A 13,375-nucleotide genomic window follows, 5' to 3' on the forward strand; every position below is an offset into this window, starting at 1 on the left:
ACCCTCTTTCATGCGTTTGCCTTGCCCTGGGTATTAGCAGGCTTGACTTTGCACTCGCTTTTTTGTATATTTGTAGAATAATAGGATGCGCCTCGGCAATTTCAAGCAAGCTTGATTACGCTCAGCTTTCACTATATTTGCATAAAACTCACACAATGACATTGTTTCAGCTTTTTAAGAATATAAAACCTTATGTTTATCCCTATCGCTGGCTTGTAGTATTAGCGTTGATACTCACCCTGATAGGTTCGTTGACGGCACAGGTAAATGCCTGGGTGCTGCGATATACCGTAGATGAGATCAATGGGCTGGTAGAAGCGCATAAAGGCTTGGCGGAAGGATTATCCATCCTTATCACGATATCTGTAATCCTGATAGGGAAGGAGATACTGAATTCTTTTATCCAGTTTGGGCAAAAGTTTTATGGCGAGAAATTACGGATTTTTATTGCGAAAGATCTGGCTCAATCCGTAATAGACAAGATACTGACCTACAAGCTGGCTTTCTTCAGCTCAGGAGGAAATCAACCGGGAAAATTGCAGACCCGTATCGATAGGGGTGTTGAAAATCTTACACGTTTGGTTCAGAACTTCTTTATTGATATTCTGCCTCTTTTCGCTAACTCTATAGTGGCCCTGATTATGATGTTCAACGCCAATTTCTATGTTGGCCTCGTAGGTTTGTGCATTGTCCCTATCTATTATTACGTGAGCCGCCAACAGGCAATACGCATGAGCGGCACACGGCGTACGATAAAAGAACTGCGGGAGAATAAGAGTCAGGGTATACTGGGTATCCTTGAGTCTATAACGGTTATCAAGTCTTTTATCAGGGAGAATATCGAGAGCGATAAGCAGATGGCTTTGCAGAATGACCTGACTGACGCACAGATGAAGACCCGCAAAATGAGCTTTCTCTTTGACGGGTTAAAAAGTTTTATCGAACAGATCGGTATCGTCATCATCATTATCCTTACCGCGTATCTGGTACTGACAGGCAAAATGACAATAGGAGCCATCATGTTCCATATTATGCTGTTTAACAATGTGTCGGCGCCAATCAGGCAATTGCACCGTATATACGACCAGATGAACGATGCCCTGATTTACTCCGAAAGCTTTTTCGATATACTAAAGGCTGATAACCAGATAGAGCATTCAGGAAAACATAAGGGCAGGATCAGGGGTAAATTCGCTATAAGGCACGTCAACTTCACATATCCCGATAACGAGAAACAGACCCTTTACGATATTAATATGGAAATTATTCCCGGGCAAACTACAGCTTTGGTTGGCTTGTCGGGTGCCGGTAAGAGTACGCTGATTAATCTTTTAGATAAGTTTTATCAGCCTGATTCGGGCGAAATCTTACTGGATGGTGTTTCATTAGATGATTATGATACTGCCTATCTGAGGGAGAATATCGGGCTTGTATTGCAAAAGAATCATATCTTTAATGGTACCATAGAGGAAAATATCCGCTATGGAAAACCCGATGCTACGCATGAAGAAGTTGTGGAAGCCGCGAAAAAAACATATATTCACGATCAGATTATGACCTTCGATCAAGGCTATCAAACTTCGGCACTGGCGTTATCGGGAGGGCAACAACAAAAAATAGCGATAGCGCGCATGTTTTTGAAGAATCCGCCTATCATATTTCTGGACGAGCCTACGGCCAGTCTGGATGCCGTGGCAACAGAACAGATAAAGAATAGTCTTGACGCCATTAAAAAAGACCGTACCGTGATTATTATTTCGCATAGTATATCACAGATTATCGATTCGGACCGGATCTTTGTAATGAAAAACGGCAGGGTAGTGGAGTCCGGCACACATGAGGAAATATACCATCAGGAAGGGGTTTACAAAGAGATTTTCGATGCTATGGCTCGTAGTCTGAATATTGATAAGATTTCTAAAACACTAGATGAATAATATATTATGACACAAAAGGAATATAAAAGTACATTCGACGAAGACGATGCTGTTGGCTGGCACGAAATAGACAAAGCTGTGGAAAGTCTTTATGGAAAACAAGAGCCTCGCCATTATGCGCCGCCTTTGCATTATATGGTAGGAGGAACCGACCCGCTGGATGGAGTAAGCATATACGATGCCGAAAAACAGGAACATCACCGCCATCTGGTAAGCTACGGTATGTCTGAGCTGTACTATAATGAAGAAGCTGCCGGAGGCGAATTTAGCAAATGGGGATTTGAATTTACATTTCGCCTGAAACCTTTCGCCGAAGATGGTAACGACCCCACATGGGTGGTTAACCTGATGAATAACCTTGCCCGTTATGTGATAAAGAGTGGTAAATGGTTTGAAGAATATCATGTGATTCCTGCAAACGGGCCGATCCGCCTCAATTCTAAAACTGAAATAGATATAGTAGGCATCGCCTTTGTCCTCGATCCGGAGCTGGGCAAGATACAAACACCACATGGCGAGGTGGCGTTCCTGCAAATGGTAGGGCTCACTTCGAAAGAAATGGACAGGATAAAAACCAGCGATTCGGTATATGACGAAGTAAAGAATGTTCTGGAAGAAATAAAGGCTATAAATCCGTTGATGATAACAGATTTGACGAGACGATAAGGAACAGTTTATAAAAAAATATCCTGATAAGATTTAAACAGTTTCTAAAAACTATGCTGAAAATACTCCTGAATAACCGCTTTATAGGGGCTGTCATATTGTTCAATACGGTGATTACCGTACTGTTGACTTTTGATACGCCTTTTAATGAGGTTTTCCATCTGACAGATTGCCTGATAACCGTTCTCTTCCTGCTTGAGATTATCTATAAAATATATGTTTATAAGAAGGACTTTTTTAAGAGTAAAACCAATGTTTTAGATATGCTGCTTGTATTTCTGGCGGCGATACCTCTATTCTTCATTTTCTCGGAAAAACAACCTACCGATTTCAACTATGTATTACTGTTAAGGGTCTTTAAGCTGTTTAAATTTATACGTTTCGGAAAGTTTATTCCTAATTTCTCAAAGTTGATCAGCGATTTCAACAGGGCGTTCAAAGCCTCGGCCAGCCTTATTGTCGGCGCTAGCATTATGATGATTATTATCAGTACTATACTGACTTATGTTTTCAAGGATTCGTATCCTACTTTATTCGGTAATCCGTTCGAATCGGCCTATACGGTATTCAGGATGCTTACGATAGAAGGCTGGTACGAAATTCCCGACTTTATGGCTGCTGATATTCCGTATGGCGAATCGGTTATGATAAGGCTGTTCTTTTCATTGTTTGTTTTTATAGGAGGTATGTTGGGGATGTCTTTCTTCACATCGCTTATTGTGGACGAAATGGTGTCGGACAATAATGACGAATTATTGCATAAGATGAACGCCCTGGAACGTAAGATGGACGAATTATCTCAATTAAACAGAGACCTTATGGATAAATTGAAATAGAAGATAAAGTAAGAGTCTGTTTAAAATTTATAGCAAATCTTTTTTATAGCTATTTTTAGATGGATTTTATCATTTTTGCTAGCTGGTTTAGCGGGCTAAACCAAGAGAAAAAAGGGGAAAAGACGCTAAAAAGAGCATAAAAAAATTGCTAAGAACTATTGACCCGAACCTGTAATAAAAATTTTCGCTAAAATTTAAACAGGCTCTAAGCCTTTTCCGCTTCCATTAAATCTGGTCTGACGGGAGGTTTTCTATAAATTATCTTAATACTAAAACAAAAGTGAGAGATAAGTAACTTTGATGAAGAGGAAATCGCCTTTTTTTGATAATTTTGTACCACTAAAATTGAAGTGATATAAAACGGTTTAAACAAATATTTCTCACTATATTAGGCATAATAGCGGGGTTGGTAACTTTGCTGTTTGGCCTGCTGAATATGCCTGCGGTTCAGGAATATGCGAAAGATATTGTAGTAAAAGAGCTTAAAGCTAAAATAGGAACTGAATTGGGGATTGGCAAACTCCACTTCCAGCTATTCAATACCGTTCAGTTAGATAGCGTTTACTTATACGACCAGTCGAATGAGAAAGTCCTGATGGCGGATAAGCTTTCCGCCAGCATAGACCTGTTCTCGTTGATGAGGACGAAGGTGGTGATAACATCGGCCTGGTTGTCCGACTTTGAGGTGCATCTGTCGAAAGAAACAGCCGCTTCGCCACTGAATATCCAGTATGTGATAGACGCTTTCAAATCTACCGATAATAAGGAAAAGCCTAAAATAGATATAAAGCTTAATGCAGTAAATATCGTAAATGGCCGTTTTTTTTATGATGTGAAAGATAAGCCTCTGGTGTCTGACCGTCTGGATCCTAACCATATAGCCGTTTCAGGCCTGAATGCTAAGCTGGCAATGAAATCTTTGATATCAGACTCTTTGAATATACAAGTCAAGAAGTTTGCCGTGAAGGAGAAGAGCGGGCTTGATATTTCCGACTTAACATTTCGTCTTATCACTCAAGGTAAAAAGGTTTCAGTCCGGAATTTCAATCTGGAACTACCTTCTTCTACATTGAAACTTGGCCGTTGCGAAATCGACCTGACGGCTCCCGACGATACATCCAATGCTATTGACTATGCAAATTTCGATTGCTCTATCGAGACTTCTTATATCCTGCCTCAGGATATAGCCGCCTTTGTTCCCGCCCTTAAAAACTTTGATGACCAGATAATCCTTCGCGGGCAAATTAACGGAAGGGTGGATAAATTCACTGTGTCCGGCCTTTCATTAGACTATGGTAGAAAGCTGCATCTGGTATCGAATGCTGAAATCAAAGATTTGAGAGATAAGAAGAAAACATATATTCGGGGTAGTGTGGACAAATTATCGTTCACCCATTCCGAACTGACAAGTATTATAGACAATTTTTCGACTAAAGATGTACAATTGCCGGAACAATTGAAGAATCTGGGAAATATCTCATTTGAAGGGGATATCTCGGGCTACCTGGATCAGCTCACAGCATTTGGGAGTATCAATACACAATTGGGAGTGGTAAAAACCGATGTCCTTTTCGGGCTGAATAACCCGAAGAAAGATGTATCTTCTTATGTTCAGGGGAAAGTCTATACATCAGATTTCGAACTTGGCAAATTCCTAGATAATAAAGATCTGGACAAAGCATCCTTCAATATTGTTGTAGATATAGAAAAACCCGAACAAGGAAGTTTCAGAGGGACGGCTGAGGGCGATATCGCAAGCTTTGACTATAAAGGATATTCCTATAAAGATATTAAGCTTGACGCTGCCTATGACGGATTGCGCGTAGAAGGGAAGATGGGTATTGATGACCCGAATGGCAGGGTAAATATATCAGGACTATTTGACCTTACGGATAAGAATATGCCGGAACTGGTATTCAAGGCGCGTGTTGTCGATATACAGTTAGATAAACTGAATCTGGCGAAGGATATGCGGCACTCATACCTTTCATTCAGCATAGATGCTGATTTTGTGGGGAAAGATATCGATAATGCGCAAGGCTATATACGTGTAGATTCGATAGACTTCCTCAATGAAGATAAGGTTTTTAAGATGGACCGATTACTCGTAGAATCGTCGGTGGACTCTCTTGGGCACAGGTTAGGTATCAGGTCAGATATAGTCAACGGGCAGGTTATCGGGCAATATTCGTTTTCAACGATGGCAAACAGCATTCTGGAAACCTTACATCCATATCTACCCGCTCTGATAAAGGCCGGTAACGGGAAGAAAAAGAAAGAGGAAGTTATAAATAATTTCACGTTTAATTTTTCGATAAATAACACTGAGAATCTAAGTACAGTCTTTAAGTTGCCTGTGACGGTTATCAATCAGGCGAAGATAGTCGGACGCTATGATAATGCTTTGGACAAATTCAGGGTCGAAGTCTTCACTCCGGCTATAAAGGCGGCAGGCATGAATATTAAATCGGGATATGTACTAGCTGAAAATGAGAACCCTGACAATTTGATAAATACCCGGGTCGATGCGTTGTTAATAGGAAAGAAAGATGTGACCAACGACATCTCTATAAAATCGACAGCTGCAAACAATCACGTAGATACAAAAATATCCTTTTTTAATGACGGGAAGCAGAAAGCTAAAGGAGATTTCTCTGTCTCCACCCTTTTTTCAAGGGAGGATAAGAAGCCATTGATGATCGATATAGACATGCTTCCGGGCGAGTTGATGCTTAACAATATAATGTGGAAGATGGACAGATCCCATATCAATATTTATGGCGGACATTATGCTGTTGACAACTTTGCTGTATATACAAGCGACGCAAGCCAGGGTATAAAGATAAACGGCAATTATTCGCCTAAAAGTTCAGATGATGTGCTGAAAGCTGAACTGAAGGATATTAATCTGGAATATGTGTTCCAGACTCTGGCTATAGATGTATTAAGGTTCGGAGGAGCGGCAACAGGCACTTTATTTGTCTCTAATGTCGAAAATAAACCATACCTGAATACCCATTTGGATGTTACGGATTTTAAATTTAATGGTACTGACCTCGGCAGCCTTAATATATATAGCAAACTGGATGAGGCAACCAATAAGATAATGATGGACGGCCTGATAGTGAGTAAGGAAAATAAGAAGACTAAGGTAATTGGCGAGATAGACCCTATAAAGCAGACATTATCGATGAATTTTGATGCCGACAGTGTTGATATCAGTTTCCTGAACAGGTATGCAGAGGCTGTATTTCAGAATATAAGCGGACGGGGAACCGGAAAGGTACATCTGTATGGAAATTTTTCGGATGTAACCGTAGAGGGAAAGGCTTTCATAAAGGACGGTAATATTGGGATCAATTTCTTGAATACCAATTACAAATTTACCGATACCATCTATATGAAAGAAGATCTTATCTACTTTACCGATGTCGCCCTTAACGATGAATTTAAGAACAAGGCAATAGCTAGCGGGAAAGTTTCTCATGATTACTTTAAGAATTTTATGTTCCTGGTTGACCTGTCGGCTGAAAACTTCCTTGTATATAATGCTACCCAACAACAAAATCCGATTTTTTACGGAAAGGTGTTCGGTAGCGGGAAGGGTACTATCGGCGGAGATGAAAGGGCTGTTGACATAGACATTAGCATGAGGACTGAGGATAAGACAATAGTGCGGATGAACTTTATGGAAGATGTTATAAACGAGTATTCGTTCATCAACTATAAGTCTGACCTAAAAGCCGATTCTCTTTCTTCCACGGCAGAGCAGGCCGGTATAAGCCCGATAAAGACGAGCTCGGGAATGGAGATCAATATGAATTTTTATATCGATGCCACTCCTAACGCAGTAGTGGAAATACTGATGGATCCGGTGGGCGGAGATGTACTGCGGGGTTCGGGTAGTGGCGCTATGCAGTTCCAGTGGAGCACAAAATCGTCTCCGCGACTGTTCGGTACATATAACATAAACAGAGGTAGTTATAATTTTACTTTCCAGCGGTTGATGGAAAGGCGTTTTACCATAGAAGACGGAAGTAACGTTCAGTTTAAAGGAGACCCGTTTGAGGCTATATTGGATGTGAACGCCGTATATAAACTAACGGCTAACCTTAGAGATTTGGATCAGGCACTGACTGAGTCGACAGGACAAACGACTATTCCCGTCAATTGTGTTTTGAGTCTGACTGGGCGGTTGAGGCAGCCTAGTGTAGGCCTTGATATTCAATTCCCTGCCGCAGACCCCGAGGTAGCGCGTCAGGTGAAAAGTATAATCAATACACCTGATATGATAAACTGGCAGGTGGCATACCTGTTGCTATTATCTAAATTTGATAGTCCGAAGGGAGGGAATACGCCATACGAAACCTCCGATTTCGCAGCTGTAGCTTCTGCAACTTTATCGAACCAGTTGACTAAAATAGTAAGTAGCATAGATAGCAGGTGGCAGTTGGGAACCAATATACGCTATAGCGACAAGGAGTTTACCAATACAGAGGTAGAATTGATCCTGTCGAGCCGCTTACTGAACGACAGGCTGCTGATAAACGGTAACTTTGGGTACAGGAATGACGTATATATCGGTAAAGAGGCGATGATAAGCGACGTAGACATAGAGTATCTACTGAATAATGCAGGCACATGGCGTATAAAAGCTTATAATCATTATAATGAGAAATTCTATTATACAGAGAAAACGTCCCAGACACAAGGTTTTGGTGTTATTTACAAGAAAGACTTCGACAGCCTGAGCGATTTGTTCGGAAATCCAAATTTGAGAATAAAGGCTGCTAAGGATACTGTGACTCCTGTACTCCCCGATTCGGCAAGCAGGGGCAGTTCGATAAGCCACTTCATCAGAATGAAAAAATGACACTTCCTCCTGCCCTGAAAAGTTTTGTACGGGAGCATGGACAGGATGATGTTCATGAATTGGCTTTGCATGCCCGGCAATACCCCAGTATAGATATGCAACTGGCTATCCGACAGATTACAGGGCGAAAAATAGCTGCTGAAAAAATTCCATCATGGTATGATAATGAGTCGGTCATCTATCCCAAACACATTTCGATGGAGCAGTGCTCGTCAGAATATACCGCAAGATATAAAGCAAGCTTGGTAGCCGGCGATTGTATGACGGATTTGACCGGAGGCTTAGGCGTGGATTTTTCATTTATGGCTCCCAAATTCGCGAAAGAAGCTGTATATGTAGAACAACAAAAGGAGTTGTCGGAAATAGCTGCTGGTAACTTCGATGCATTGGGACTGGACAATGTGATTATAAAAAACGCCGATGCTGTAGATTATCTGCGCATGATGCCTCCTACAGACTTGATTTATATCGATCCTTCGAGGCGCGATAATGTAGGCAGGAAGATTTTCCGTATAGAGGATTGTACACCCAATATCCTTGATATAGAAGATTTGTTGGAAGAGAAAGCCGGAATGGCAATGATAAAGTTATCCCCGATGCTTGATATTTCCTTAGTCCTGAAATCTCTCAGGAATATCTCGGATGTCCATGTTGTCAGCGTGGACAATGAATGTAAGGAATTATTATTCGTGAAGCAGAAAGATTGCGGGAAACAACTTATCCATTGTGTCAATATACAGAAGGATAAGGCGGATAAATTCTTGTTGGAAAAAAATCAGGAAGAACAGGCCATCGCTAGATATGCTTCATCAGTCGGGCGCTACCTGTATGAGCCTAATGTATCTTTGTTGAAGGCCGGTGTATATAAATATATATCAGCGTACTACAAGTTGGATAAATTACATCCCAGCAGCCATCTATATACATCTGATGAATTTTTACCCGATTTTCAGGGACGCCGGTTTGTAGTCGACAGCATTTGCTCCCTTAACAAAAAAGATATTAAGTCATATTTGTCAACTATCGGGCATGCAAATATTACCACGCGAAATTTTCCACTTTCTGTCGAGGAAATCAGGAAAAGGACAAAAATAAAAGATGGTGGCACTATTTACATATTTGCCACCACACTATCTAATGAAGATAAAGTCTTGGTTCTTTGCCGGAAAACCTGACGCCTACAGGCAGTTTTCCGCGTGATAAGACGAGCGTACAAGAGGGCCGCTTTCTACATAGTCGAATCCTTTTTCCAGCGCGATCTCTTTCAGCTTCTTAAAGTCATCGGGATGCACATATTCCACTACAGGCAGGTGTTTCCTGCTTGGTTGAAGGTATTGTCCGATTGTTAATACCGAGCAATCCACAGCCAGCAGATCATCCATTAGTTCGAAAATCTCCTCCCGCGTTTCTCCCAAGCCGACCATAATCCCGGATTTAGCCTTCAAGCCATTTTCGGCGATGCGTTTCAGTACCGATAAGCTTACATCATATTTTGCAGCGCTCCTTACCTGTGGTGTCAGCCTTCTTACAGTCTCCATATTGTGCGATATTACATTGGGCCTGGCTTTGCAAACCATATCCACAAGATCAGTATTGCCACGGAAGTCGGGTATAAGCACTTCTAATGTTGTTTCGGCGTTAACTTCCTTTACCTTCTTTATCGTTTCTACCCAGTGCGAGGCGCCTTGGTCGGGCAGGTCGTCCCTGTCCACAGATGTGATAACGGCATGCTTCAGTTTCATCAACCGGATAGAATCGGCTACATTTGCCGGTTCTCCAGGATCGAGCGGGAACGGCTTCCCGGTTTTCGTATTACAAAACTTGCACGACCGTGTACAGATGTCTCCTCCTATCATAAATGTAGCGGTACCACGTCCCCAACATTCTCCCATATTGGGACATCTTCCACTAGAGCAAATCGTATGTAATTTATGTGACTCTACTATATGTTTAGTTTGGGAAAAATTATCATTTCCCCCCAGTTTTATTTTTAACCAATCAGGTTTTTTAACATGTTCCATATTTATATTATTGATATGCAAAGATAAGTTATAGAATAGTTAATCATTATTCCTAAATGGTTAAAAGATTTTATATGCAAAGTGAAGTTTTACCGTAAGTGCAATGTGGCGAAACTTACGCTTAATCGAGTAGTATACCCGCAGTGTTGTGTATTGTGTTCCCAAAATAGAATGCAAACCTGTGTTGCCCTTAGTAACTGTTAGGGTGTGTCAATCCCTTCATTTTGACACACCCTCGTTAATACTTACTTCAAAGATAACAGGCTGTTATCCTGACTGTTCATCTCTACCTTTTGTATCGCTACAAATTTTCCATCCTTGTCATATAGGTGGATAAGCAGTTCCGATTTGTCTGCCCATCTGTTCGTATCTTTATCCCATTTGGTATAAACAATATAGGCTAACTGATTATCTTTATTATTTATATATTCATATCTCCGTGCTTCTACCCATTCCCTTTTACTATTATTCCACATATAGGTGGTTCTTTTGATTCTATTATTACTGTCATCATATTGATATACGGTGCGGATAGAAGTTTCCTTATTTCTCTTATTGTAAGCAATATATTCCTTCGTATGATTTGCTTCATCTACTTTCACATATTTTACAGTATTCTTATCTTGTTTCTTTTGGGCAAAAAGAGTTGTACAAGAGAATAAAAGGATACATATCGGAATAAAAAATCTGGTTTTCATAATTCATCATTTTTTAGTAAGACATTTGATTTATTTAAATTCAAATACAAGCGTTTTCTATAATATTGACGCGTATGAAGAATAAAGGTTACAGTATTACCAAAAAATAACATTTTTCCTTATCGTATTTAACGATAGCCAGGGAGAAGTGTGAGAAATCCATGTGTTATTATCGAAAAAAATTATCTACTATTAGATGGTCTTTGACATAATCCGGAGAAAAAAGAAGTGACAAAATAAACAGTATAATAACTGTCACTTTTGTCACTTTTTCTGGAGTGATTTAATGTATTGTGTTTATATATAATAATTTACGTTGTGTTTTGGGAACAGTGTGTTGTCACTTTTTGCCAGTCACCTAAAGCTTTTGCTGCTTCATCTTGCTGCCGGCGAATCCGTAAAACGATATATAGAGGAAGCACACAAGAGGTACGATGAAACCCAGATTCATGCTGTTTTCGCCAATTAATCCCATCAGCATAGGCGCGATAGCTCCGCCCACTATTGTCAGGATAAGTATTGATGAAGCGGTTTTGGTTTTCTCTCCCAGGCCTCTTAGCCCCAGAGCAAATATGGAAGGGAACATGATAGACATGAAAAGGTAGCATGCAATGAGGGCGATGACGCCAAAGCGGTTGTGATTTATAGTCACAAACAGCATGAGCAGGGTATTTATGATGGCAAATGTGCCTAATAATACTTCGGCTTTTACTTTGCGCATAATCATTCCTCCGGTAAAACGCCCTATAGCAAACAGGGTCATACTACCCAGTCCAAGGAGAAGTCCGGCTTGTAATTCTTTCAGTTGCAGCTCTTCTATCTCCACAGTATAATTGATGAAAAAGCTGTTGATACCGGTTTGAGCCGCTACGTACAGAAACTGGGCGACTACCGCTAGTACAAAGTGTCTTTGTTTTATCAGTGGCAGGCTTGATGTGTTTAGTGTACTGTCAGATATGTCATCGTCTGCTTTTACTTCCGGTAATTTAGTGAATAGGAAGAGAACCAAAACCAGGACAACAAGCGTACCCAGCCCTACATAAGGTAGTATCAAAGCGGAATTATCCGTCTGTGCTTCAGCAGTAGTCACCGTATTCTCTACGATACTACCGGCTCCGATAAATACCTTTTGCAGCGCTTCTTGCAGGAGTTCGAATATTGACTTTTCAGACTCATTGCCGAATATAAGGACAGAACCTACCAGTGGCCCCAGTATCCATCCCACAGCGTTGAATGTTTGCGCCAGATTGATACGGGTAGCGGCTGTCTGGGGAGGCCCAAGCACGGTGGTATAAGGATTGGCAACGGTTTCGAGGCATGTGAGCCCGCAGAATAAAATAAGCAGGCCTAGCAGGAATGCCCAGAATGTATTGATCCCTACAGCAGGCACAAACCAGAAGGCGCCGATTGCAAACAGGATCAGGCCGACAATAATACCTGCTTTGTATCCGAATTTCCGGGCTATATATCCTGCCGGTAATGCCATAAGGAAGTATGCTCCGTAAGCCGATGCCTGTACCGCGGCCGATTCTGTCTTGGTCAGGTCGAGCGCGTTTTGGAAATGTTTATTCAATACATCCAGCAGGCTGTGGGCGAATCCCCACATGAAGAACAAACTGGATACTAAGATAAAGGGAAACAGATAGTTCTGGCCTTGGCTACCGATAAATAATGATTTTTGCCCGTTGCTTTTCATAGATTTGTTTACTGATATAGTTTTATAAGAAAGGGTTAAAGATAGAATAATAAATTTATAATGTCGTCTGATTTAAGGTTTATTCTCCTAATGCCTCTCGCAGAGAGAATATGCGCTCTATCAGCTGCCATTTTTCATCGGAGCGTTTGCCGGACTCGGCCGACTGGAACTTGGAAACGAAGTCTTCCCATTCTGCTTGCCTTTCGTATGTTGCCAGTTTGCCAAAAGCTTCATCCCAATTGAAGCCGGTAGGGGTTTCGATAATCATAAAGGCCATGTCATCTATCAGGTAGATTTCCATATTCAGTATCCCGGCTTTACGTATTCCTTCGGGAATCTCTTTCCAGATGTTCTGGCTGCTATGCCAGTATTTATATTCATTAATGGTGTCGGGGTTGACTTTGAGAAATTGGCAGTAACGCTTGGTTTTACCCTCGGTTATCTCGGTATATCCGTTTTTCAGTTCCATTCGTTTCCAGGTTTTATAATTGATACAAAGGTTGATGTTTTAATTGTTTATCAAAAGTAGTTTTTTATCATATATAATACGAGGTCACTAGTGTCCGGTTTAGAAAATATTGACATCGTTAAAACCCTTATGGATAAAGGGGAGTGAGCACGTTCTTTGATTTTTCGATTTGAATTTTC

9 protein-coding genes are annotated in these 13,375 nt (G+C 41.0%); 5 read left to right on the forward strand and 4 right to left on the reverse strand.

Annotation, left to right across the window (positions count from 1 at the left end; translation table 11 throughout):
• Positions 1-155: 155 nt before the first annotated feature.
• The 5 genes from D0T84_RS15175 to D0T84_RS15195 all read left to right on the forward strand — a co-directional run bounded on the left by D0T84_RS15175 (position 156) and on the right by D0T84_RS15195 (position 9,487).
• A complete protein-coding gene (locus D0T84_RS15175; RefSeq protein WP_163308708.1) occupies positions 156-1,937 on the forward strand; it encodes an ABC transporter ATP-binding protein in 1,782 nt (593 codons plus the stop codon).
• A 6-nt stretch (positions 1,938-1,943) separates the two neighbouring features.
• A complete protein-coding gene (locus tag D0T84_RS15180; protein WP_163308709.1) occupies positions 1,944-2,603 on the forward strand; it encodes a suppressor of fused domain protein in 660 nt (219 codons plus the stop codon).
• 53 nt (positions 2,604-2,656) lie between these two features.
• Positions 2,657-3,439: an ion transporter gene (locus tag D0T84_RS15185; protein WP_163308710.1), complete on the forward strand. Its 783-nt coding sequence runs from the start codon at positions 2,657-2,659 to the stop codon at positions 3,437-3,439.
• 406 nt (positions 3,440-3,845) lie between these two features.
• Complete coding sequence (locus tag D0T84_RS15190; RefSeq protein WP_255495401.1) at positions 3,846-8,312, forward strand: translocation/assembly module TamB domain-containing protein; 4,467 nt, start codon at positions 3,846-3,848, stop codon at positions 8,310-8,312.
• Complete coding sequence (locus D0T84_RS15195; protein WP_163308711.1) at positions 8,309-9,487, forward strand: class I SAM-dependent methyltransferase; 1,179 nt, start codon at positions 8,309-8,311, stop codon at positions 9,485-9,487. The genes D0T84_RS15190 and D0T84_RS15195 overlap by 4 nt, the downstream gene beginning before the upstream one ends.
• A 3-nt stretch (positions 9,488-9,490) precedes the next feature.
• On the opposite strand, the gene lipA is transcribed toward D0T84_RS15195, so the two are convergent.
• From lipA to D0T84_RS15215, 4 genes are all read right to left on the reverse strand, one after another.
• Entirely contained in the window at positions 9,491-10,333 is an 843-nt protein-coding gene (gene lipA / locus D0T84_RS15200) for a lipoyl synthase (RefSeq protein WP_163308712.1), read from the reverse strand.
• 245 nt (positions 10,334-10,578) lie between these two features.
• On the reverse strand, positions 10,579-11,031 hold the full coding sequence (locus D0T84_RS15205; protein WP_163308713.1) for a DUF3836 domain-containing protein: 453 nt from the start codon (positions 11,029-11,031) through the stop codon (positions 10,579-10,581).
• A gap of 358 nt (positions 11,032-11,389) precedes the next feature.
• A complete protein-coding gene (fucP, locus tag D0T84_RS15210) occupies positions 11,390-12,727 on the reverse strand; it encodes an L-fucose:H+ symporter permease (protein ID WP_163308714.1) in 1,338 nt (445 codons plus the stop codon).
• A gap of 79 nt (positions 12,728-12,806) precedes the next feature.
• Positions 12,807-13,196, reverse strand: coding sequence for an L-rhamnose mutarotase (locus tag D0T84_RS15215; protein ID WP_163308715.1), 390 nt, complete (start codon positions 13,194-13,196; stop codon positions 12,807-12,809).
• Positions 13,197-13,375 lie beyond the last annotated feature (179 nt).

It is taken from the genome of Dysgonomonas sp. 521 (assembly GCF_010501055.1).
Lineage (GTDB): Bacteria > Bacteroidota > Bacteroidia > Bacteroidales > Dysgonomonadaceae > Dysgonomonas.